Source organism: Sphingobium chungbukense (assembly GCF_001005725.1).
In the GTDB taxonomy this organism is placed as follows: domain Bacteria; phylum Pseudomonadota; class Alphaproteobacteria; order Sphingomonadales; family Sphingomonadaceae; genus Sphingobium; species Sphingobium chungbukense.
In genome coordinates this window covers 124,887-146,818 of the sequence record NZ_LBIC01000005.1, presented here as the reverse complement: position 1 = coordinate 146,818, position 21,932 = coordinate 124,887, and the positions used below count along the sequence as shown (strand labels likewise).

The 21,932-nt window shown below is 65.7% G+C and carries 14 protein-coding genes; 8 read left to right on the top strand and 6 right to left on the bottom strand.

The window, feature by feature from the left end:
- Window positions 1-7: 7 nt before the first annotated feature.
- Window positions 8-2,380 carry a glycoside hydrolase family 3 N-terminal domain-containing protein gene (locus YP76_RS11730; protein WP_046763791.1) on the bottom strand — a complete coding sequence of 791 codons (2,373 nt, stop codon included), beginning with the start codon at window positions 2,378-2,380 and terminating at the stop codon, window positions 8-10.
- A complete protein-coding gene (locus YP76_RS11725; protein ID WP_046764086.1) occupies window positions 2,377-4,704 on the bottom strand; it encodes a glycoside hydrolase family 3 N-terminal domain-containing protein in 2,328 nt (775 codons plus the stop codon). Before YP76_RS11725 ends, YP76_RS11730 begins: the two co-directional genes overlap by 4 nt.
- A gap of 204 nt (window positions 4,705-4,908) precedes the next feature.
- Between YP76_RS11725 and YP76_RS11720 the strand changes: the two genes are divergently transcribed.
- Together YP76_RS11720 and YP76_RS11715 are read left to right on the top strand one after the other, a co-directional pair.
- Window positions 4,909-7,041 carry an alpha-glucuronidase family glycosyl hydrolase gene (locus tag YP76_RS11720; protein ID WP_046763790.1) on the top strand — a complete coding sequence of 711 codons (2,133 nt, stop codon included), beginning with the start codon at window positions 4,909-4,911 and terminating at the stop codon, window positions 7,039-7,041.
- Window positions 7,042-7,081: 40 nt separating this feature from the next.
- On the top strand, window positions 7,082-8,122 hold the full coding sequence (locus tag YP76_RS11715) for a LacI family DNA-binding transcriptional regulator (RefSeq protein WP_046763789.1): 1,041 nt from the start codon (window positions 7,082-7,084) through the stop codon (window positions 8,120-8,122).
- 9 nt (window positions 8,123-8,131) lie between these two features.
- Here YP76_RS11715 and putA read toward each other — a convergent pair whose 3' ends face one another.
- On the bottom strand, window positions 8,132-11,740 hold the full coding sequence (gene putA, locus YP76_RS11710; RefSeq protein WP_046764085.1) for a trifunctional transcriptional regulator/proline dehydrogenase/L-glutamate gamma-semialdehyde dehydrogenase: 3,609 nt from the start codon (window positions 11,738-11,740) through the stop codon (window positions 8,132-8,134).
- 104 nt (window positions 11,741-11,844) lie between these two features.
- Between putA and YP76_RS11705 the strand changes: the two genes are divergently transcribed.
- From YP76_RS11705 to YP76_RS11685, 5 genes are all read left to right on the top strand, one after another.
- Window positions 11,845-12,303: an Lrp/AsnC family transcriptional regulator gene (locus YP76_RS11705; protein ID WP_046763788.1), complete on the top strand. Its 459-nt coding sequence runs from the start codon at window positions 11,845-11,847 to the stop codon at window positions 12,301-12,303.
- Between the two features lie 86 nt (window positions 12,304-12,389).
- Window positions 12,390-13,586 carry a hypothetical protein gene (locus YP76_RS11700; protein ID WP_046763787.1) on the top strand — a complete coding sequence of 399 codons (1,197 nt, stop codon included), beginning with the start codon at window positions 12,390-12,392 and terminating at the stop codon, window positions 13,584-13,586.
- Window positions 13,583-14,374, top strand: a complete 792-nt coding sequence (locus YP76_RS11695; RefSeq protein WP_046763786.1) for a glycosyltransferase family 2 protein — start codon at window positions 13,583-13,585, stop codon at window positions 14,372-14,374. The genes YP76_RS11700 and YP76_RS11695 overlap by 4 nt, the downstream gene beginning before the upstream one ends.
- Entirely contained in the window at window positions 14,371-15,672 is a 1,302-nt protein-coding gene (locus tag YP76_RS11690; protein ID WP_046763785.1) for a lipopolysaccharide biosynthesis protein, read from the top strand. The genes YP76_RS11695 and YP76_RS11690 overlap by 4 nt, the downstream gene beginning before the upstream one ends.
- Entirely contained in the window at window positions 15,669-16,778 is a 1,110-nt protein-coding gene (locus YP76_RS11685) for a glycosyltransferase family 4 protein (RefSeq protein ID WP_046763784.1), read from the top strand. The genes YP76_RS11690 and YP76_RS11685 overlap by 4 nt, the downstream gene beginning before the upstream one ends.
- Here the strand turns inward: YP76_RS11685 and YP76_RS11680 are convergent.
- The gene (locus tag YP76_RS11680) at window positions 16,708-17,601 is read right to left on the bottom strand and encodes a glucosamine inositolphosphorylceramide transferase family protein (RefSeq protein ID WP_046763783.1); all 894 of its coding nucleotides are present in this window, start codon (window positions 17,599-17,601) and stop codon (window positions 16,708-16,710) included. The two genes, YP76_RS11685 and YP76_RS11680, sit on opposite strands and share 71 nt — an antisense overlap.
- Before the next feature lie 165 nt (window positions 17,602-17,766).
- On the opposite strand from YP76_RS11680, the gene YP76_RS11675 reads away from it, so the two are divergent.
- Window positions 17,767-18,666: a LysR family transcriptional regulator gene (locus tag YP76_RS11675; RefSeq protein ID WP_046763782.1), complete on the top strand. Its 900-nt coding sequence runs from the start codon at window positions 17,767-17,769 to the stop codon at window positions 18,664-18,666.
- A gap of 3 nt (window positions 18,667-18,669) precedes the next feature.
- Here the strand turns inward: YP76_RS11675 and YP76_RS11670 are convergent, their stop codons facing one another.
- Window positions 18,670-19,848 carry an acetyl-CoA C-acyltransferase family protein gene (locus tag YP76_RS11670; RefSeq protein WP_046763781.1) on the bottom strand — a complete coding sequence of 393 codons (1,179 nt, stop codon included), beginning with the start codon at window positions 19,846-19,848 and terminating at the stop codon, window positions 18,670-18,672.
- Between the two features lie 28 nt (window positions 19,849-19,876).
- A complete protein-coding gene (locus tag YP76_RS11665) occupies window positions 19,877-21,613 on the bottom strand; it encodes an acyl-CoA dehydrogenase C-terminal domain-containing protein (RefSeq protein WP_046763780.1) in 1,737 nt (578 codons plus the stop codon).
- Window positions 21,614-21,932: the final 319 nt, after the last annotated feature.

The following is a 21,932-nucleotide window of genomic DNA, read 5'->3' as shown; positions in this document are numbered from 1 at the left end:
ATCCTGTTCAGATGATTTCAAGCGTCGTTTTCTGGAGATTCTCGCTGTCCGGCCCGGTCATGATGTCGAAGAGGCCGGGTTCGACCACCTCCTCCATGTCGAGGTTCCAAAGAGTGAAGGCGACGGGCGTCAGCGTCAGGCGCACGGTGCGGCTTTCGCCCGGCGCGAGCGTGACGCGTTCGAAGCCCTTCAGTTCCTTGACCGGCCGGGTAACGCTGGCTGCCTGGTCGCGGACATAGAGCTGGACCACCTCATCGCCCGACCTTTGCCCGACATTGCGGACGTCGACCTCCACCGTCACCTCGCCGCCGGTGCCGATGCGCGGCGACGACAGGCGGGGCGGCCCGAATTCGAACTTGGTGTAGCTGAGGCCGAAGCCGAAGGGGAAAAGCGGGGAAATATCCTCGAACACATAGCCACGCCGGGCAGAAGGCTTGCGGTTGTAGAAGATCGGAACCTGCCCCGCATCGCGCGCCACGGTAACGGGCAGCTTCGCGCCGGGGTTGACATCGCCGAACAGGATATCGGCCATGGCAGTGCCGCCCTCCTGCCCCGGATACCAGCACTCCAGCAGCGCATTGGTCCCATCGACCACCGCCGGATAGCTGGGCGGGCGGCCGTTGATCGCGCACACGACCAAGGGCTTGCCCGTGGCTTTCATGGCGGCAAACAGGTCGTTCTGTTCACCCACCAGATCGAGACTGGTGCGGTCACCCAGATGGTTCTTCGCAAAGCCTTCACGACTGGTCTGTTCGGTATCGCCGATGGCGAGCAGGATGATGTCGGCCGTTTTCGCGACCTCGACGGCCTGCGCGATCAGGTCGCGGTTCCTGGCCGGATCGGCCAGCAACACTTCGTCGACGGAGCGATCCTCGCTCTGGGTGATGAAGACGCCCTGCGCATGGACGACCTCCGCCTGTCCCTTGAGCTTCTCGCGCACGCCTTGCAGCAGCGAGACGGCATGGCGCGGAATGCTGCTATAGCCGCCCAAGCGGGCAATGGCGGCATTGGGACCGATCACCGCGACCCGCTTGTGCGCGCCCGGAGTGAGCGGCAGCGTGCCGTCATTCTTGAGCAGCGCGATCGACCGATGCGCGGCCTTGAGCGCCAGCGCGCGCGCCTGCGCATTGCCGGTCAGCCGGTCATAATCCTTCCTCGGCCAGGGATTTTCGAACAGGCCCGCGCGGAACTTGAGCGTCAGCATCCGGGTGCAGGCCAGATCGACCGCTTGCAGGGGGACTTTTCCGGCGCGGACCTGTTCGACGAGCGTCCGATAGGTCTGGCCATCGGGCAGCTCGCAATCGACGCCCGCCCGCAGTGCGGCGCGGGCCGCCGCCTCCGGATCGGGCTGGACATGATGGATGGTGTCGAGTTCGGGCACCGCGCCATAATCGCTGACCACCGCGCCGTCGAAATGCCATTCGCCGCGCAATATGTCGTTCAGCAACCAGCGGTTCTGGTGCGAGGGGACGCCATCGATTTCATTGTAGGACGGCATGACGGCGCCAATGCCGGTACGCCTCACCACCTCCCGGAAGGGCGGGAAGAAATTCTCGCGCAACTCCCGCTGGGAGATGGGTGCGGGCGCGATATTCTCGCCGCTTTGCGGCTGGCCGTGGCCGGTCATATGCTTGAGCGTCGCCATGACCTTGTCCGGGCCGATCTGCCTGCCATCGCCTTGCAGGCCACGCACGGCGGCGACGCCCATCTCGCCGCAGAGATAGGGGTCTTCGCCGAAAGTCTCCTCGATCCGGCCCCAGCGCGGGTCGCGAGCGATGTCGACCACAGGCGACAGCGCCAGATGCACGCCACGGGCGCGGACCTCGCGGGCGATGACCGACTGGACCTCCTCCATCAACGGGCGGTCGAAGCTGCCCGCAAGGCCGATCGCCATCGGGAACATGGTCGCATCGGTGGCCATATAGCCGTGGAGCGATTCCTCGTGGAACAGCACGGGGATGCCGAGCCGCGTTTCCTCCAGCGCCCATTTCTGGACCGCCGTGACGAAGGCCACCGTATCGGCCGGGGTGCGCCAGCGCGCGCCGACGCCGCCGGCCTGGGTCGAACCATTGGGCGCACCGCGCCTGTCGGAGGGCCGGGTAATCTGACCGAAGCTTTGGGGATAGGCCCTGCTCGCCTTGGCGGGCGAGAAGGTGAGGTCATCCATGATGTCGGCCTTGGTCGCCCAGAGCGCGATGATCTGGCCGACCTTTTCCTCCAGCGTCATGCGTGAGAGAAGGTCCCTGACGCGCAGGTCGATGGGCGCCGACGCATCCTTGTAGAGCGGACCACCCTTCCCTTTTGCAACCGCAGGCGCGGCCGCGATCAACGATGTCGATGCAAGCAGGCCCAGCGCCTGACGACGTGCGAAGCCGCTCATGGCGTCACCGTCAGCGTCGCGGACTGGAGCGCGACCGAACTGTTGCCGGTCATGATCTCGAAATCCCCCGGCTCGACGACGCGATCCATATGATCGTTCCACATTTGCAGCGCTTCCGGCCCGACGATGAAGGTGAGGGTTCGCACTTCGCCAGGTTTCAGCGTCACCCGCTGGAAGCCCTTCAATTCCCTAATCGGGCGCGTGACGGAGCTGACCTTGTCGCGGACATAGAGCTGGACCACCTCATCGCCTTCGCGCTGACCGCTGTTGCGCACATCGACCGAGACGCTGGCGGTTCCGCCAACCCCGATCCTCGTGGCCGACAGGCGCGGCGCCGACAGGGTGAAACTGGTGTAGCTGAGGCCAAAACCGAAGGGATAAAGCGGATCGGTGGTATCGAACAGATAGCCGCGCCGGGCACTGGGCTTGACGTTGTAGAATATCGGCAACTGCCCGACCGAACGCGGCACCGTGACGGGCAGCTTGCCGCCCGGATTGACGTCCCCGAACAGCACGTCCGCGACGGCATTGCCGCCCTGCTCGCCCAGATACCAGCCTTCGAGGATCGCGTTGGCCTGTTCCGATACCTTCACGGTCGAGGCCGGGCGGCCATTGATCAGGACCACGGTGATCGGCTTGCCCAAAGCCTTCAGCGCATCGAACAACTCCTGCTGCTCGCCCACCAGGTCGAGGCTGGGACGGTCGCCCAGATGATTGTCGGCCCAGCCTTCGCGGCTCGACTGTTCGGTGTCGCCCAGCGTCAGCACGATGCGGTCGACGTGGCGCGCGGCCTCCACCGCCTGCGCGATCAACCTGCGGTTTTCGGCGAGGTCGGACTTGGTGACCTTGTCCGCCCACCAGTCGTCATTCTCGGTGATCTTCACCCCCTGCGCGAAGACGATCCTCGCGCGGGCGCCGACCTTTGCCTTGATCCCCTCCAGGATGGACACTGTATGCGGCGGCTGGCCATAATAGCCGCCCAGCCTTGCCACCGCCGCGCTGGGACCGATCACCGCGATGGTGCCTTCGGGCTTCAGCGGCAACATGCCGTCATTCTTGAGCAGGGTGATCGAGCGCTGCGCCGCCTTCAGCGCCAAAGCGCGCGCCTCGGCATTATTGGTGATCTTCTCCGACGCCGCCGCATCGGCATAGGGATTTTCGAACAGTCCGGCGCGGAACTTCAATTCCAGCATATGCCGCACGGCCCGGTCGACCTGTGCCTCGCTGACCTTGCCCTCGCGCACCAGCTTGCCGAGCGTCGCATAGGACAGGCCGTCGGGCAGGTCCGCATCCACCCCCGCATCCAGCGCGCGGCCGGCCGCCTGCTCCAGACTGCCGGCGATATGGTGGATGCTCATCAACTGGTCGACCGCCGAATAGTCGCTGACCACCGCGCCCTTGAAGCCCCATTCGCCGCGCAGCACATCGTGCAGCAGCCAGCGATTGGCATGGGACGGCACGCCGTCGATCTCATTATAGCTGGCCATCACCGCCTCGATCCCGGTGCGCTTCACCACCTGTTCGAAGGGCGGGAAGAAATTCTCGCGCAACTCGCGTTCCGAATAGGGCGCCGGGCCGACATTGGTGCCGCTTTCGGGCTGGCCATGGCCGGTCAGATGCTTGAGCGTGGCAAAGACCTTGCCGGGCGGCAGCAGTCGTGAGCGGCCCTTGCCCTGCAAGCCCTCCACGGCAGCGACGCCCATTTCTCCGACCAGATAGGGGTCTTCGCCGTAGGTTTCCTCGATCCGGCCCCAACGCGGGTCGCGGGCAATGTCGACCACGGGCGAGAGGACGAGACTGACGCCGCGCGAGCGGATTTCGCGGGCGATCACCGCGTTCACCTCACGCACCATGTCCGGGTCCCAGGACGAAGCCATGGCGATCGATTGCGGGAAGCTGGTAGCGCCAACAGCCGTATAGCCATGCAGCCCTTCCTCATGGAAGAGGATCGGGATGCCGAGGCGTGTGCCGGTTGTCGCCCAGCGTTGCAGGGCATTGACCAGGGCGACCGTCTGACGCGGGTTGCGGCCAGGCACTTCGCGCGGGGAAAAGGCACCCTTGGCATCGGAGGGACGCGTGAATTGCCCGATTCCGTGGGGAAAAACTCCGTCGAGCTTCGAAGGGTCGAGTTGCAGCCTGTCATCGAAAATCTTGACCTTATCGGTCCAGACCGCGGTGATCTGGGCGATTTTTTCGTCGAGCGTCATACGCGACAGCAAATCGTCGACACGCGACTCGATGGGCGCCGCCGCATCCTTGTAGAGCGGCTTCGCGGCGTTCGAAGCGGGCACCGCCATGGCAGGCACGCCAGGCATCCCGACCATCAGCGTCAGCGCGGAAGCCGCGCACAACAGCTTACGAAACCGGATCTCCAAACAGCCTCTCCCTTTTTCGGCGGGTCTGAGCTTTTTGCTTGCCCCGCCGCAACTGATAGCGTTAACATTGCTCAGACAAGAGCGGCCTGTCAATGCCCTTCGGTGCAAAGCTTGAATCGGGGCGAAGACAGGAATGGAGAGGAAAGGGGATTTATGTTCGCGCGCCTGTTTGTCTGGACCATCGCCACCAGCATCATGACGGCACCCGCCATGGCGGAGGACGGCTATGATCTGTGGCTGCGCCATGCAAAGGTGGAGGACGGCGGGAATCTGGCCAGGCACGCAACCGCGATCATCGCCCCCGGCCGCGGCGCGACCGCCCTTGCCGCCCGCGATGAATTGATGCGCGGCCTTTCCGGCGCCACCGGTGTCGCACCTGTGCAGGCCGACAAGCCCCGGGACGGGGCGATCTGGCTGGCCACCCCATCCGCCGCGCCCGATTTGCCCGTGAAGCTCGATGGGCTCGGCGAGGAAGGCTATGCCATTCGCTCAGTCACGCTGAACGGCCAGTCCGTGACCGTGATCGCCGCCAACGGCGATATGGGCTTGCTGTACGGCGCCTATGCCTATCTACGACTGGCGGAAACCGGCGCCTCGCTCGATCGGCTCGACATACGCAGCGCGCCGCGGGTGAAGCTGCGGCTGCTCAACCATTGGGACAATCTGGATGGCACGGTGGAGCGCGGCTATGCCGGGCAATCCATCTGGGACTGGTGGCGCCTGCCCGACTGGAAGGGGCCGCGCTACACGGATTATGCCCGGGCAAACGCTTCCATCGGCATCAACGGCACGGTGCTCAACAATGTCAACGCCTCGCCGGACAGCCTGACCGCGCCCTATATCGCCAAGGCCACAGCGCTGGCCGACATCTTCCGCCCCTATGGCATCAAGGTCTATCTGTCTGTCAAATGGACGGCGCCGATGGAGCTCTCCGGCCTCAGGACCGCAGATCCTCTGGACCCGGAGGTCGCGGCCTGGTGGAAGGCGAAGGCGGATGAAATCTATCGGGCGATCCCCGATTTCGGCGGCTTCCTGGTCAAGGCGAACAGCGAGGGCCAGCCCGGGCCACAGGATTACAAGCGCACCCATGCCGACGGCGCGAACATGCTGGCAGCGGCGGTGAAACCGCATGGCGGCATCGTGATGTGGCGCGCCTTCGTCTACGCCCATGACAATCCGGACGATCGTGCCAAGCAGGCCTATAGCGACTTCAAGCCGCTGGACGGGCAGTTCGCCGACAATGTGCTGGTGCAGGTGAAGAACGGCGCGATCGACTTCCAGCCGCGCGAGCCGTTCCATCCGCTCTTCGGCGCGATGCCCAGGACGCCATTGATGATGGAATTCCAGATCACCAAGGAATATCTGGGCCAGTCCACCCATCTGACCTATCTCGGCACGCTGTTCGAGGAGACGTTGAAGAGCGACACCTTCGCCCGTGGCAAGGGTTCGACCATCGCCAGGGTGATCGACGGTTCGCTGGAGGGCCACAGGCTGACGGGCATTGCCGGGGTCGCCAATATCGGTGTGGACCGCGACTGGAGCGGATCGATCTTCAACCAGGCGGACTGGTATGCCTTCGGCCGCCTCGCCTGGAATCCCGATCTGTCGGCGCAGGCCATCGCCCGCGAATGGGCGGCCCAGACATTTTCGGCGGATGCGAAGGTCATCGACCCCGTCGTCGCGATGATGATGGGATCGCGCGAGGCCGCGGTCGATTACATGACCCCGCTGGGCCTCACCCATCTCATGGGGACAGGCCATCATTATGGCCCCGCGCCATGGATTGCCGACCTCGCCCGGCCGGAATGGAACCCGGCCTATTATCACAAGGCCGACGCGCAGGGCATAGGCTTCGACCGTACGAAGACGGGCAGCAACGCCGTCGCCCAATATGCGCCGGCGGTCGCGAAGATGCTGGCGGACCCGAAAACGACGCCCGAACGCGACCTGCTCTGGTTCCATCATGTCGGCTGGGACACGAAGCTGAAATCGGGCGAAACCCTGTGGAATGCCCTCATCCGCCATTATGACGCGGGCGTCGCCTATGTCGCGGGCATGCAGAAGACATGGGAAAGCCTGCGCCCCGCGATCGATGCGGAACGCTTTGCCAAGACGCAGACTTTCCTGCGCATCCAGCACCGGGAGGCGCAATGGTGGCGCGACGCCAGCATCGCCTATTTCCAGTCGATTTCGAAACGCCCCCTGCCGGCCGGCGCGGCGACACCGGAACATGATCTGAACTGGTACAAGGCCCTGCAATTTCCCCACGCGCCGGGGCATCCATGACTGGCTTTCGACGCCAGGCGACGCTAGGGCACGATCCATTATGAACGACCGGAAACCGCCGACGATCCGCGATGTGGCCGCACGGGCAGGCGTGTCGGTGATGACCGTCTCGCGCGTGGTCAACAAGCAGAGCTGGGTCAGCCCGCAGACCCGCGCGAAGGTCGAGAAGGCGATCGAGGACCTCCACTACGCACCCAACGCCACGGCGCGTGCCCTGGCCGGGGGCGACGACCGGCGGGTCGCGCTGCTGTACCGCAACACCACGACATCGGCCTATCTGGGCGAATTGCTGCTGGGCGGGCTGGACGAGGCAGCCAGGCACCATCTCCATCTGGTGGTGGAGCAATGCGACGCCGCTTCATCGGCGGAGGACATCATCGCCCAGATCCTTCAGGCGCGCGTTGCCGGTGTCATCGTGCCGCCGCCCCTGTGCGATTGGGACGAACTGACGGACGCGCTGGCACGGCACGGCATTCTCCGCGTCGCGATCGCGCCCGACCAGGGGCAGGAAGGCGCGATGGTCGTGGCGATCGACGACCGGCAAGCCGCCAGCGAGATGACCCGTCACCTGATTGGCCTGGGCCACCGCCGCATCGCCTTCATCCAGGGCAATGCGCAGCACCGGGCCAGCGCGCGACGGCTGGAGGGCTTTCGCCAGGCGATGGCGGACCATGGCCTGACGGTGGAAGACGAGTGGGTCGTGGAGGGCGATTTCAGCTATCGCTCGGGGCTGGAGGCGGCGGAGCGTCTGCTGGCCCTGCCTTCCCCGCCCAGCGCGATCTTCGCCTGCAATGACGACATGGCGGCGGCCGCCATCACCATCGCCCATCAGCGGCAGATCAGCGTCCCTGCGGACCTGACCGTCTGCGGCTTTGACGATACGCCCCTGGCGGCCGCGATCTGGCCGACGCTGACCACCATCCGCCAGCCGATCCGCGATATGAGCCGGGCCGCCATGACGCTGCTGGCCCATGCCCTGCGCAATGGCGAAGCGACGAATGCACAAAAGCTCGCGCAGCTCAATTACAGCCTGGTCCGTCGCCAGTCCGACGCCGTGCCGCGCCTGCCCCGGCGCGGCTGAACGCGAAAATCAACCGATCATCATCAAGCTGGCATTGCCGCCGGCAGCGGTGGTGTTGATGGAGGTCGACACCTCCTCCAGCAACCAGTTGGCATGATAGGCGATAGCCCGGCCGGAATCGGCGGCATGGACAGGAACGATCGGGCCGGGCATCTCCGCAGCGGCGGCCACAGCCGCCGACACGCGATCCGTGCCGCCTTCGACCAGCATCGCGGCAAAGGGCCGATCCGCCCTGGCCGGGAAGGCCGCCGCCACGCTGTCGGGCAAAGCGGCCGGCAGTGCCATGCCCTCGACGATCCCGCGATTGCCGGTCGCCAGCACCACGGCCATCTGCTCGACCAACCCGGCGGCGGTTTCCGGCTTCATCTGGATCAGGCCGCGCGGATGGAGGGCATAGAGATTGCGCTCCCCGACAGGGCCGGGCAATTCCAGCGTCACGCCCAGCGCCGATTCCGCGCCATGGCGGCGGGCGATGGCCGCCCCTTTGCTGTCGCCGCGCGCCTCGAGCCAGGCGATGAAGTCGTGCAGCGGCGAATCCGGATGCCCGGCGCGGGCCGTGAAGACCGGCGGCACGGCCACCAACCGCCCCAGATAAAGCGGCCCGCCCGCCTTCGGCCCGGTGCCCGACAGGCCGCAGCCGCCAAAGGGCTGGATCCCGACGATCGCACCGATGACATTGCGGTTCACATAGATATTGCCGACCTTCACCCGTCCGGTGACATGGGCGATCGTCTCGTCCAGCCGGGTATGGAGGCCGAAGGTCAGGCCATAGCCGGTGGCGTTGATCGACTCGATGAGCTGATCCAGCCCTTCCCGGCGGAAGCGGATGACGTGCAGGACAGGGCCGAAAACCTCCCGCTTCAGATCGGCGATATCGTCGATCTCGATGATCGTCGGCGGGACGAAGGTGCCGTGCTGCGTCTCCGGCGGCAGGTCCAGTTGCTCGACCGATCGACCAAGGCCGCGCATGGCGTCGATATGCGCCTCGATCCCCGCCTGCGCCTCAGCGGTGATGACCGGACCGATGTCGACCGCCAGCCGGTCCGTGCGGCCGATGCGGAGTTCCTTGAGCGCGCCCTTCAGCATCGCCAGCGTGCGGTCGGCCACATCCTCCTGCAAGCAGAGGATGCGCAGCGCCGAGCAGCGCTGCCCCGCGCTATCGAAGGCGGAGGCGATGACGTCCGCCACCACCTGCTCCGCCAATGCGGAGGAATCCACGATCAACGCATTCTGTCCGCCGGTTTCGGCGATCAGCGGAATCGGCTTGCCCCCCTGCGATAGCCGCGTCGCGAGCTGGCGCTGGATCAGCCGCGCCACCTCGGTCGATCCGGTGAACATGACGCCCGCGACTTCAGGCGCGGCGACCAGCGCGGCTCCTATGGCGCCATCGCCGGGCACCAGGTGCAGCGCATCGGCGGGAACGCCCGCCTCATGGAGCAGACGCACCGCTTCGGCCGCGATCAGCGGGGTTTCCTCGGCGGGCTTGGCCAGCACGGGATTGCCCGCGACCAGCGCGGCGGCGACCTGCCCCGTGAAGATGGCAAGCGGGAAGTTCCACGGGCTGATGCAGACGACCGGCCCGATGGCCGTCTGCGCCGGGCCGAAGGTCGCGCGCGCCTGCCCGGCGTAATAGCGCAGGAAATCGATCGCCTCGCGCACTTCGGAAATGGCGTTGGGCAGGGACTTGCCTGCCTCCCGCACGATCAGGCCGAGTAGGACCGGCATGCGCGCCTGCATCGCATCGGCAGCCCGATCCAATGCCGCCGCCCGATCGACGACCGGCACTTTGCTCCAACCCGATCCGCTGGCGCGATGCACGGCGGCGGCGGCGTGCCCCGGCGACGTTTCGGTCACGGTGCCGACCCGGTCGCGATGATCGGCGGGATTGCACACCGGACGCGGCGTGCCCTCGCCATCTTCCGGCGCGGCGGTCCACTCGATCGTGGCGCTATGCAAAAGCGCGGCGGTGAGGTCCGCCAGCGCCGCTTCGTCGCTCAGGTCCATGCCATCCGAATTGCGGCGGTCGGGATAGAGGTTGGCGGGCAGAGCGATCTGATCGTGATGCGCGCCGGGGCGGGGCATGGCGCGGACGATCTCGACCGGATCGGCGATCATCTCCTCGACCGGCACCTGCGGATCGGCGATGCGGTTGACGAAGGATGAGTTGGCGCCGTTTTCGAGCAGTCGCCGGACCAGATAGGCCAGCAGCGTCTCATGCGTGCCGACCGGGGCATAGATGCGGCAGGGACGATTGAGCTTCGCCGCGCCCACCACCTGCTCATATAGCGGCTCGCCCATACCGTGCAGGCACTGGAACTCATATTGGCCGACCACGAAATCCGGCCCGGCGAGATGGTATATGGTCGCCAGCGTCTGCGCATTATGGGTCGCGAATTGCGGGAACACGGCGTCGGGCGCGGCCAGCAGCCTGCGGGCGCAGGCCACATAGGAGACGTCGGTGTGGACCTTGCGCGTATAGACCGGGAAATCGGCGAGGCCGTCCACCTGGGCGCGTTTGATCTCCGCATCCCAATAGGCGCCCTTGACCAGCCGGACCATGATCCGCCGTCCGGCGCGGCGGGCGAGATCGACGATCCAGTCGATGACGAAGGGACAACGCTTGCCATAGCCCTGCACCACGAAGCCCAGGCCGTCCCAGCCCGCAAGGTCCGGATCGAGAGCGAGGCTTTCCAGCAGGTCAAGGGAAAGTTCGAGGCGATCGGCCTCCTCCGCGTCGATGTTGAGGCCGATGTCGTAACCCTTGGCCAGCAGCGCCAGTCGCTTCACCAGCGGCAGCAATTCGCCCATCACCCGGTCCGCCTGCGCACGGGCATAGCGGGGATGCAGCGCCGACAGCTTGATGGAGATGCCCGGTCCCTCATAGATTCCGCGCCCGGCCGATGCCCGGCCGATGGCGTGGATGGCCCGCTCATAATCTTCATGATAGCGCGCCGCGTCGGCGGCTGTCGTCGCGGCTTCGCCCAGCATGTCGTAGCTGTAGCGGAAACCCTTCGCCTCCAGATCGCGGGCGCGTTTCAGGGCTTCGGCAATGGTCTCCCCGGTCACGAACTGCTCGCCCATCATCCGCATCGCCAGATCGACGCCCCGGCGGATGACCGGCTCCCCCGCCCGCGCGACCAGGCGGGCGAGCGCCGCGCCCAGGCCCCGATCGTCGACGCTGGCGACCAGCTTGCCGGTGACGACGAGGCCCCAGGTGGCCGCATTCACGAACAGCGACTTGCCGCCGCCCAGATGGGAGCTCCAATCGCCATCGGCGATCTTGTCGCGGATCAGCGCGTCGCGGGTCGCCGCGTCGGGGATGCGCAGCAGCGCTTCGGCCAGGCACATCAGCGCCACGCCTTCCTGACTGGAGAGCGAATATTCCTGCACCAGCCCCTCGACCCCGCTGCCGCGATGATTGGCGCGCAGCGTCGTCACCAACTGACGTGCCGTCTCCCGCGCTTTTCGCCGGGTCGGCTCGTCCAAAGTGGCGGCCTCTATCAGCGGGGCAATGCATTGGGCCTCATCCCGGCGATAGGCGGAGGTGATGGCCCGTCGCAGCGGCGACTGCTGACGGATGGGCGGGGCGAAGGCGGCAAAGGGGAGCTGGCTGGTCATGGCCATATGATATCGCACTTCATCCTGCCGATCCGGCCAAAGACTATCCATATATCGACAAAATATACTTCAATTTCCCCATATTCAGGTCATATAATATAGCTATGGACGATAAATCAGTCGAATTGGATGGCTTTGACCGCAAGATTCTCGCGGCCTTGGCTCAGGACGGCCGGATCACCGTCACCGATCTCGCGCGACAGGTCGGGCTTTCGAAGACGCCCTGCCAGGTGAGGCTGAAAAGGCTGATCGACACCGGCGTGATCCTGGGCTTTCGTGCCATTACCGATGCCGCCAAGTTGGGGCTCGACCATGTCGCCTTTGCCGAAGTGAAACTGTCGGACACGCGGGAAAAGGCGCTGGAGGAATTCAATGCAGGCGTCCGCCGCATTCCCGAGGTGGAGGAATGCCATATGATCGCCAGCAGCTTCGACTATCTGCTGAAGGTGCGGACAGCGGACATCCGCCGCTATCGCATCGTGTTGGGGGAGAAGATTTCGAGCCTGCCCCATGTCGCCAGCACATCGACCTTTGTCGCCATGGAGACGGTCAAGGAGCGTTGAGGCCAGGCCGGACACAATATTGAAAAAATTTCGGACCCCGCCGAAACAGGACTGAGGTGGATGCAGGGGCGTGACGTCCCCGCGCCATGCGCATCGGATTCCTGTTCAACCACGACCAGATTCACCAGGTCGCCCACAGCCTGCCCATCGCCATCGCGCTCGCCAAGGGCGGCTTTGCGGGCGAAATCATCGTGGCGACGACCAACGACCGGCTGGCGGCCGAGGTCGAACGGCTGGCCGGGGAATGGCTCAACGCGGGCATCACCCATGTCCGCCTGACGCTGACGCCCCGATCCGCGCGCATAGCGGGCGTGCTGGGCAAGCTCGTGCCGGCGGGCAAGCTGATGCTCTATCGCGACAATCTGGATTTCTTCCGCAGCCTCGACATATTGGTGGTGGCGGAAAAGACATCACTTCTGCTCAAGACGCACTATGGCCTGGACAATCTGTTCATGGTCCACACCCGGCACGGCGCCGGGGACCGGGCCATCGGTTTCGACCGGGCAAGCGCACGCTTCGATCATGTTCTCTGTTCGGGCGAGAAGATCCGCCGCCGCCTGATCGTCGAGGCCGGGGTCGATCCCGAGACGATCAGCATCGTGGGCTATCCCAAGTTCGACATGGTCCGCCAAGCCGGCCGCACCCATCATTTCAGCCGCGAACGGCCCGTGGTCCTCTACAACCCCCATGTGTCGCCGCATCTGTCCTCCTGGTACAAGGACGGGCGGGCGGTGCTGGACCATTTCGTTCAGCATGACGAGCGCGAACTGATCTTCGCGCCCCATGTCATGCTGTTCGAACGCCCCTTCGTCCTGACCATCGACAAGCTGACGATCAGTCGCGCAGGAGCGATCGACAACCGCTATCTGCACGGGGACAATATCCATTTCGACCTGGGCAGCCGGGCTTCCACCGACATGAGCTATACCATGGCGGCGGACATCTATCTGGGCGATGCCAGCAGCCAGGTCTATGAATTCCTGCTGCACCCACGCCCCTGCATCTTCCTCGACAGCCATGGCACCAACTGGCGGGGCGACCCCAATTTCGCGCATTGGCACGCGGGCGAGGTCATTCGCGATCCGGCGAAACTGGGCGATGCCCTGGACCGCGCCGAGGATCTGCATGCGAACCATTACCACGCTGTGCAGGAGAAGATGTTCGCCGACAGTTTCGACCTGGACGGCCGCCCCTCCTCCGAACGCGCCGCCGAAGTCATCGCGCGCCTGGCCGAACGCCGCTCCGGGCAGCCGGGTAGCGGGTCGGCGGTGCAAGCGGCATGACTGCGCTGCTGACGATCATCCTTCCCTTCTTCAATGAAAAGGGGTGGATCGGCACCACCATCGACAGCCTGGCCGCCCAGAGCGATCCGCGCTTTCGGCTGCTGCTGATCGACAATGGCTCGACCGATGCGGGGGCGGACGAGGCCAGGACCCATGCCTTCCCCTTGGGGGAACGCGCCACGATCCTGCCCTGCCCCACGCCCGGCAAGATCCACGCCATGGCGCATGGCCTCGATCATGTGACCACGCCGCTGGTCGCGATCTGCGATGCCGACACACGCTATCCCCCCGATTATGTGCGGCGCATCATCGAGCTGTTTGAGAATCATGACGACGCGGCGGCGGTGATGGCGATCGACCTCTACGCCCCCGAAACCAACAGCCAGTCCCGCGAGCGCATCGCCTTCATCCTGCGCAAGAGCCGCCGTTTCGCCGGCAAATGCCATGCGGGTGGCTATGCCCAGGCCTTCCGCGCCGATGCGCTGCGAGCGGCCGGGGGCTTCGACGTCAAGCGCTGGCCCTATGTGCTGGAGGATCATGAGATCGTCCATCGCGTGATGGCCCATGGCCGGGCCGTCTATCATCCAAGCCATGTCTGCTTTCCGTCGGACCGGCGCGCTTCGCGCACCGCGGTGAGCTGGACGCGGGGCGAGCGGCTGCTCTACCGCTACACGCCCCGCGCCGCGATGAACTGGTATTTCTACCGCTTTCTGGGCCGCCGTCTGGCCGCCCGCAACAGCATGGGCATTGCCTTGCGCCGGAAAGACTGGTCTTTCCCTAACGCATGACGGAACGGGCCGGAATCACGGGGCGGATTTTCAAGGGACTGGGACTGGTGCTGGGCGGAAAGGCCGGCGCCGGGCTGATCAGCCTTGTGTACCTGATCATCGCCGCGCGCGCATTGGGGCCGCGCGACTATGGCATATTGGTTCTGGTCCACGGCTATGTGACGGCGGTGGTCGGAATCGTCGAATTTCCCGCCTGGCAGGCGATCGTCCGCTATGGCGCGGAAGCCAGCGCGGAGGATGCGCCGCACCGCCTCGCCCGCCTGCTGCGTTTCGGCACAGCGGTCGAGTTGGCGGGCGGAGCAGCGGCGATCATCGCGGCCATGGCACTGGCGCCGCTGGTCGGGCCGCATCTGGGCTGGCCGCCGGAAACCGTCGCCTTCGCCATTCCCTACAGCTTCGCCGTGCTGGGATCGGTGCGGTCGGCCCCGGCGGGCTATCTGCAACTGATCGACCGCTTCGACCTGATCGGCCTGCACAATATGGTGCAGCCGCTTGTGCGCCTCACCGGCGCCACATTGGCCTGGCTGCTGGGCTGGGGGCTGAAGGGCTTTCTGATCGCCTGGCTCGCGGCCGCGCTTGCAGAATTCGCGGTTTTGTGGGGGATGGGCCTCATCTGCGCCCATAACCGGTTGGGCATGGTTTTACGCCACCCCGCAAACGGCAGCGCGGTAAGGGACAATCCGGGCATCTGGCGCTTCCTGGTCGCCAGCAATGCCGACGTCACCCTGAGCGAACTGGCAGGACGGATCGCACCGTTGATCGTCGGCTGGGTGATGGGGCCAGCCATGGCGGGCCTGTTCGCCGTCGCCCAGCGCGCTACCGTCATCATCGCCCAGCCCGCACAGATATTGGGCAATACCGCCTATGCCGAACTCGCCCGCATGGTCGCCGCCGGACAGGGCGGCGCGCCGCTGCGCCGGACACTCACCCGCGTGATTGGCATCGCGCTGGCGGCGGCCGCGCCGGTGGTGATCATCGCGGCGCTCTTTCCCACGCAGATCGTCACGCTGCTGGCCGGTCCTGCGTTCAAGGCGGCGGGCAGCGTCATGGTCGTGCTGGTCGCGGCGCGGATGATCGCGGTGATCGGTCCGCCCTGCTCATCCGCCCTCTCCGCCATGGGCTTTCCCGCCCTGTCGATGAGCGCCAATCTCTTCGCCAGCCTGATCTTCCTGCCGGTGCTGCCCTTGATGCTGCATCATTGGGGTTTGATGGGCGCGGGCGCGCAGGCGGTGGGACAGGCATTGCTGGCGAGTATATTGCTCGCCAGCCTCGTGTGGCGCAGGAGCCTTGCCCATTGAGGATCGCTTACGTCATCAATTCGGTGGAGGGCGGCGGCGCGGCCCAGCCGGTGCCCGCCATCACCCGTGTCCTGCGCGATGCGGGTGCGCAGGTGCGCGTCTTCGCCCTCACCCCGCGCGACCGACGCGGCCTGCCCGCCATGGTGGAGGCGGGGCTCGATCCCGCGGTGCGCGAGGGCGGCCTGACCGATCATCTTGCCGCTGCGCTGTGGTTGCGGCGGCAGCTTCTGGACTGGGGCGCGACCCATATCTGGACCTCGCTCAGCCGGGCGACGATCCTGGGGCTGATCCTTGGTCCGATGTTGGGCCTGCCGGTGGTGAGCTGGCAACATGCCGCTTTCCTGAAACCCTGGAACCGGCGGCTGATGCGCCTGCTCGAATCCCGGGCGATGCTCTGGGTCGGAGATTCGCAGTCGGTCGCGGCGCTGACGGCCAAGCGCCTGGCCGTTCCACAGGATCGGCTGGCCTGCTGGCCGATCTTCGCCGCCGATCCTGTCATGCCGCAGTCTCGCCCCTGGCAGCCGGGCGAACCGGTCCGGATCGGCACGCTGGGTCGCCTCCATCCGGTCAAGGGCTATGACGTACTGATCGCCGCACTGGCCCGAATGGACAGCCGCGCCTTCACCCTCTCGATCGCAGGCGACGGCGCGGAGCGGGACCATCTCGAACGCCTCGCGCGGCAGGCGGGCGTCGAGGTCCATTTCACCGGCTATACCGACGATCCCCACGCCTTTCTTGCGGGCCTGCACCTCTATGTCCAGCCGTCGCGTTCGGAGGGATTTTGCATCGCCGCCCATGAGGCGCTGACCGCAGGCCTGCCGGTCGTCGCCTCCGCCGTGGGGGAACTGCCCTTTTCGATCCGGCAGGGTGAAACCGGCGTCATCGTGCCCCCCGGCAATCCCGAGGCCTTGGCGAGCGCGCTGGACGCCATGCTTGCCGATCCGGCCCGGCTTCAGATCATGGGCGGGGCGGCCCGTCGCGACATGCTCAACCGCTTTTCGCAGGATCGCTTCGTTGCCAACGGGACGGCAATCCTCAACTATATCCGCCAAGCCCGCGCCGGACGTCCAGCATCAACCCGCGCAGCGACCGGTCGATCCGCTTGACGTCGAACAGCGTGACATCGCCACAGGCGGTCAGCGTGTGCATCCCCTCCCGATAGCTCCCCGCCTCCTCCGGCATGGCCAAAGCCTCGCCCGCCTCCGCCACGAACCGCCCTTCGTCGAGCCGATCGATCCATAGCGGCCGGATCGAACCGCCATAGGTCGCCGCGCAATCCTGCACCGGCAGCATGATGCGCCCGCCAATCGGCATGGGCGTCCCACCGGGCCGGGCCGATCGACGGTCGATCCGCACCGGATTGCCAGGATGTGCGGTCCACGGCCCGCACAGCCGATCGGCCCAGGCCACATGCAGATGCGCCATCTTCGTCAACTTGCTGGTGGCGGGCGAATAGAACAGCCACCAGCGCCCCTCATGCCGCATCACGCTGGCATCGACCGGCACGCAGTCGAGCGCGATCCGGCATTCGGCCCGCCAGTCGACCAGCCCGCCATGATCGCGATAGAGCGTCAACCCGCCCGACCGGTGCGCTTCGGGCAGCATCCACATCGCCCCCTCCCCGGCAAAGACCTGCGGATAGGAAAGATGCCACGGCTCGATCATGCAAGGGCGGCGGTCGATCAAGGCCAGGGCATCGTCGAACAGCAGCCGTTCGATCGTCCCATGCCGGATGCGATAGTCATAATGTTCGGCGAAGAGATGCAGCCGCCCTTCCCCGTCACGCCAGCCGAAGGGGTCGGCCAGGAACTGGAAATCCGGCTCCTCCTCCAGCCAAGTCACCGGCCCGCCGATACCACCCGCCGCCACGATCGCCGGGATCGGCTGGGCGACGATGCCGCATCTCCATATGTCTTTCCGCCGGGGCATGAGGCATGCACTCGCACGGTTCCACGGAACAGCACAAGAGGCTGCGGCCGGGCGTGCATACTGGCCGGGAATTGGCTCGACCGGCCCCATCACCCTTATGACAATCCGTCTCCGATGTGATAATCGGACCATCTGACGGCTTATTATCACGAAGATGGGACAAATATGACCGCGTGGGACGGCATTGACGAATTCATTGCCGTGGCAACGGCGGAATCCTTCACGCGGGGGGCCAGGGCGCTGGGTGTTTCGCCAACCCATATCAGCCGGGCGGTGATGGCACTGGAACAGCGGGTGCAGGCCCAATTATTCCATCGCACGACCCGCACCGTCCGCCTGACCGACACGGGCCGCGTATTCTTCGAACGCTGTGCCAGGATCGCGCAGGAACGGGACGAAGCCATTGCGCTGATCTCCGAACAAAGCGAACCGCAGGGGGAATTGCGGGTCACCTGCTCCACCGCAATGGGCGAGCGGTTCGTGGCGCCGATCATCCGGCGCTTTGCCATGCGGCATCCCAAGCTCAACGTGTCGATCGAGCTCTCCAACCGCGTGATCGACCTAGTGGCGGAGGGTTACGACCTCGCGGTGCGGACCGGCGTCGTCACGGACACGCGCCTGATCGGCGTGCGGGTCGCCTCCCGCACGCTCTACACCTGCGCCGCGCCCAGCTATCTTGCCCAGGCGGGGCGCCCCGGGACGGTGGATGCGCTGGAGGGGCATGAATGCATCGCCGGGACCAGCGCCACCTGGCATTTCCAGATCGACGGGCAGGAAGTGCTTCACCGTCCCAGAGGCCGTTTCCGTTGCAACAGCGGCCATGCCGTGATGGAAGCATGCATCGCAGGCCTCGGCATCTGCCAACTCCCCGATTTCTATATATTACCGCATCTGAAGCACGGCATGGTGGAGTTGCTGCTGGAAGATGTGCAGCCCGAGGATGAGCCCATATGGGCCGTCTATCCACAGCGCCGCCACCTGCTGCCGAAAGTGCAGCAGGTGGTCGACTGCCTGCAACATGAGCTGGGGCCGGCGATGAACCGGCCCAGCCAGCAAGCGGGCTGATCGTTACACCCGTTCCCAGATCGCGGCGATGCCCTGGCCACCGCCGATGCACATCGTCGTCAGCCCGTAACGACCGCTCACGCGATGCAATTCATGGACCAGCTTGGTCGTGATGATCGCACCCGTGGCGCCGACCGGATGGCCGAGCGAAATGCCGCTGCCATTGGGATTGACCTTGGCAGGGTCGAAGTCCAGCTCCCGCGCGACGGCGCAGGCCTGGGCCGCGAACGCCTCGTTGGATTCGATCACGTCGAGGTCGGCGACGCTGAGCCCCGCCCGTTCCAGCGCCTTGCGCGTGGCAGGCACCGGGCCGATGCCCATATAGGCGGGGTCGACGCCGGCATGACCGTAGGAAACCAGCCGCGCCAGCGGCTTCAATCCCTGCGCCTGCACCGCCGCGCCGCTCGCCAACACCACCGCCGCCGCGCCGTCATTGATGCCCGAAGCATTGCCCGCCGTCACGGTGCCGTCCTTCTGGAAGACCGGCTTGAGCTTGCCGAAATCCTCTGCCGTGGCATCGGCGCGGACGAATTCGTCGGTGTCGAACGGCACCAGCTTGCGCCGCACCATCACCTCGACCGGCACGATCTGGTCCTTGAAATAGCCCTGCGCGATGGCGTGCGCCGCCCGCTTCTGGCTTTCATAGGCGAGCGCATCCTGATCCTCACGCGAAATGCCATAACGCGCCGCGACATTTTCCGCCGTCACGCCCATATGGATCGCCTGGAACGGGTCGGTCAGAGCGCCGGTCAACCCATCCTGCACCTGCGCATCGCCCATCTTCTGGCCCCAGCGCGCGGCGGGCAGGAAATAGGGTGCCCGGCTCATGATCTCCGCGCCCGCACCCAGGGCGATCTCGCAATCCGCCAGCATGATCGACTGCGCGGCCGTGATGATCGCCTGCAAGCCCGACCCGCAAAGCCGGTTCACCGCATGCGCCGGGCTTTCCTGCGGTACGCCCGCGCCGATCGCGGCGATGCGCGCGGCATAGGCATCGCGCGGCTCGCAATGGATGACATTGCCCAGCACCACATTGCCGATCTGCGCCGCATCGATGCCCGCCCGCCCGATCGCGGCCTTCGCCACATGGGCGGCGAGTTCACCGGGCTTCTGATCCTTCAGCGACCCGCCGAAGCTGCCAATGGCGGTCCGCGCCGCCGACACCAGGAAAACGTCCGTCATCTTCTATCCCTATCCTGTCCCGTCTTTTTCAGAAAGCGTCGGCGGCCAGCGCCATGATGCTGCCTTCGCCCGACGCGATGCTCGCCGCGAGACCCTGCGACTGCGGCAGCATCCGCGCAGCGAAATAGTCCGCCACGGCGCGTTTGGCCTCGTGCAGCGGGCTGTCGGTCTCCTGGGCCGCCACGGCCATGCGTGTCCACATCCACCCCATGGCCACCAGGGCGAAGAAACGCAGATAATCGACCGCAGCCGCCCCGGCCGCGTCAATGCCCGCACCGCGCAGCGAAGCCGTCGTGGCGCGGAGCAAGGCCAGCGCCTCCCTCGTCCGTTCCGCGATCGCCAGACCTTCGGCGGCTGCCAGATCAGCCGCGATCAGGTCGAAGAAGCCCTCGACCACCGCGCCATCCGCAAGCGGCAGTTTCCGCCCGACCAGATCCATCGCCTGCACGCCGTTGGTGCCCTCATAGATCTGGGCGATGCGGGCATCGCGGACATATTGTTCCATGCCCCATTCACGGATGTAGCCATGGCCGCCGAACACCTGCTGCGCCTGCACGGCGCTTTCGAAACCGAAATCCGTGAAGCCCGCCTTCACCACGGGGGTCAACAGGGCGACCAGCGCATCGGCCCTGGCCCGCTCGCTGGCGTCGGGGTGGTGGTGCGCCCGGTCGAGCTGCAACGCGGTCCATCCGGCCAGCGCCCTTCCCGCCTCCACAAAAGCCCGGATATTGAGCAGCATGCGCCGCACATCGGCATGCTCGATGATCGCCACCGGATTGCGCGCGCCGTCGGCACTGCGCCCCTGGAGCCGCTCCTTGGCATAGCCGCTGGCCTGCTGATAAGCCGCACCGGCAATGCCGAGCCCCTGAATGCCGACCATCAGGCGTTCCGCGTTCATCATGGTGAACATGGCGGCAAGCCCCCTGTTCGCCTCGCCTACCAGCCATCCGGTCGCGCCATCATAGTTCATGACGCAGGTCGGCTGCGCATGGATGCCCATCTTCTTTTCCAGCGCGCCGACCGACAGGGCGTTGCGGACCGTGAAGCCGCCATCGGCATCGGGCAGGAATTTGGGCACCAGAAACAGGCTGATTCCCTTCACGCCCGCAGGCGCGTCGGGCAGCCGGGCCAGCACCAGATGGACGATATTGCCGCCGAAATCATGATCGCCCGACGAAATGAAGATCTTCTGGCCGGTGACCTGATAACTGCCGTCCTGCTGGGGCACGGCCTTGGTCTTGAGCAGGGCGAGGTCCGTGCCCGCACCGCTTTCGGTCAGCGCCATGGCACCCGTCCATTCACCGCTGACCATGGGCGGCAGATAGGTGGCTTTCAGAGCCTGATCCGCATGCGCCGCAATCGCCTCGCACGCGCCGCGCGTCAGGCCCGGGAAGAGGCCGAAGGACAGGTTGGCGGCGGCCATCATCTCGTCCAGCCAAAGCTGGAGGATGAAGGGCAGTCCTTGTCCACCATGCTCCGGCGCCGCCGACAACGAAGCCCAACCTGCCGCGGCAAAATCACGCCACGCCTCGGCGAAACCAGCGGGCGTTTCCACCTTGTCGCCGACGAGGCGGCTGCCCTCCTCATCGCCATGACGGTTGAGCGGGTGCAGCCGTTCCGCGCACATCCGGCCGGCTTCCTCCAGCACGGCGGCGGCGAGGTCCGCATCGACCTCCTTGCCGATGTCCGCCATCGCCCGGTCAAAGCCCAGAACCTCCGTCAGCAGGAAGCGGTAATCGTCGATCGGCGGAATATAGTTGAACATCGGGGCCTCACGTGAAAATCTCAGTGTCAGCGGTTATACCAAACATATGTTACAGTCAAATCTTCATATCTTTCGCATCGACCTGTCCATCGCATCCTCCGGGGCCGGACCATCCAGCCACTCCTATTTTTCCTCCTTCGCATCGCGTTGTTCGAATTGCGCGATCGCCCATGCTCTTTCCGTGCCAGATGATAGCCCAGGAGCCCGTTGACCAACAGGGCCACCGTCGCCATCCCGAGCGTCAGTGACAACAATGGACAGAAAGACCACGATCACGAGCGTCCATTTTTCGATATGACGCAGGGCATTGTGTGATCGA

Bases quoted from the DNA above. Each gene is read 5' to 3' on its own strand.
- YP76_RS11730 (WP_046763791.1), bottom strand. From the start codon at position 2,380: ATGAGCGGCTTCGCACGTCGTCAGGCGCTGGGCCTGCTTGCATCGACA.
- YP76_RS11725 (WP_046764086.1), bottom strand. From the start codon at position 4,704: ATGGTCGGGATGCCTGGCGTGCCTGCCATGGCGGTGCCCGCTTCGAAC.
- YP76_RS11720 (WP_046763790.1), top strand. From the start codon at position 4,909: ATGTTCGCGCGCCTGTTTGTCTGGACCATCGCCACCAGCATCATGACG.
- YP76_RS11715 (WP_046763789.1), top strand. From the start codon at position 7,082: ATGAACGACCGGAAACCGCCGACGATCCGCGATGTGGCCGCACGGGCA.
- putA (WP_046764085.1), bottom strand. From the start codon at position 11,740: ATGACCAGCCAGCTCCCCTTTGCCGCCTTCGCCCCGCCCATCCGTCAG.
- YP76_RS11705 (WP_046763788.1), top strand. From the start codon at position 11,845: ATGGACGATAAATCAGTCGAATTGGATGGCTTTGACCGCAAGATTCTC.
- YP76_RS11700 (WP_046763787.1), top strand. From the start codon at position 12,390: ATGCGCATCGGATTCCTGTTCAACCACGACCAGATTCACCAGGTCGCC.
- YP76_RS11695 (WP_046763786.1), top strand. From the start codon at position 13,583: ATGACTGCGCTGCTGACGATCATCCTTCCCTTCTTCAATGAAAAGGGG.
- YP76_RS11690 (WP_046763785.1), top strand. From the start codon at position 14,371: ATGACGGAACGGGCCGGAATCACGGGGCGGATTTTCAAGGGACTGGGA.
- YP76_RS11680 (WP_046763783.1), bottom strand. From the start codon at position 17,601: ATGCCCCGGCGGAAAGACATATGGAGATGCGGCATCGTCGCCCAGCCG.
- YP76_RS11675 (WP_046763782.1), top strand. From the start codon at position 17,767: ATGACCGCGTGGGACGGCATTGACGAATTCATTGCCGTGGCAACGGCG.
- YP76_RS11670 (WP_046763781.1), bottom strand. From the start codon at position 19,848: ATGACGGACGTTTTCCTGGTGTCGGCGGCGCGGACCGCCATTGGCAGC.
- YP76_RS11665 (WP_046763780.1), bottom strand. From the start codon at position 21,613: ATGTTCAACTATATTCCGCCGATCGACGATTACCGCTTCCTGCTGACG.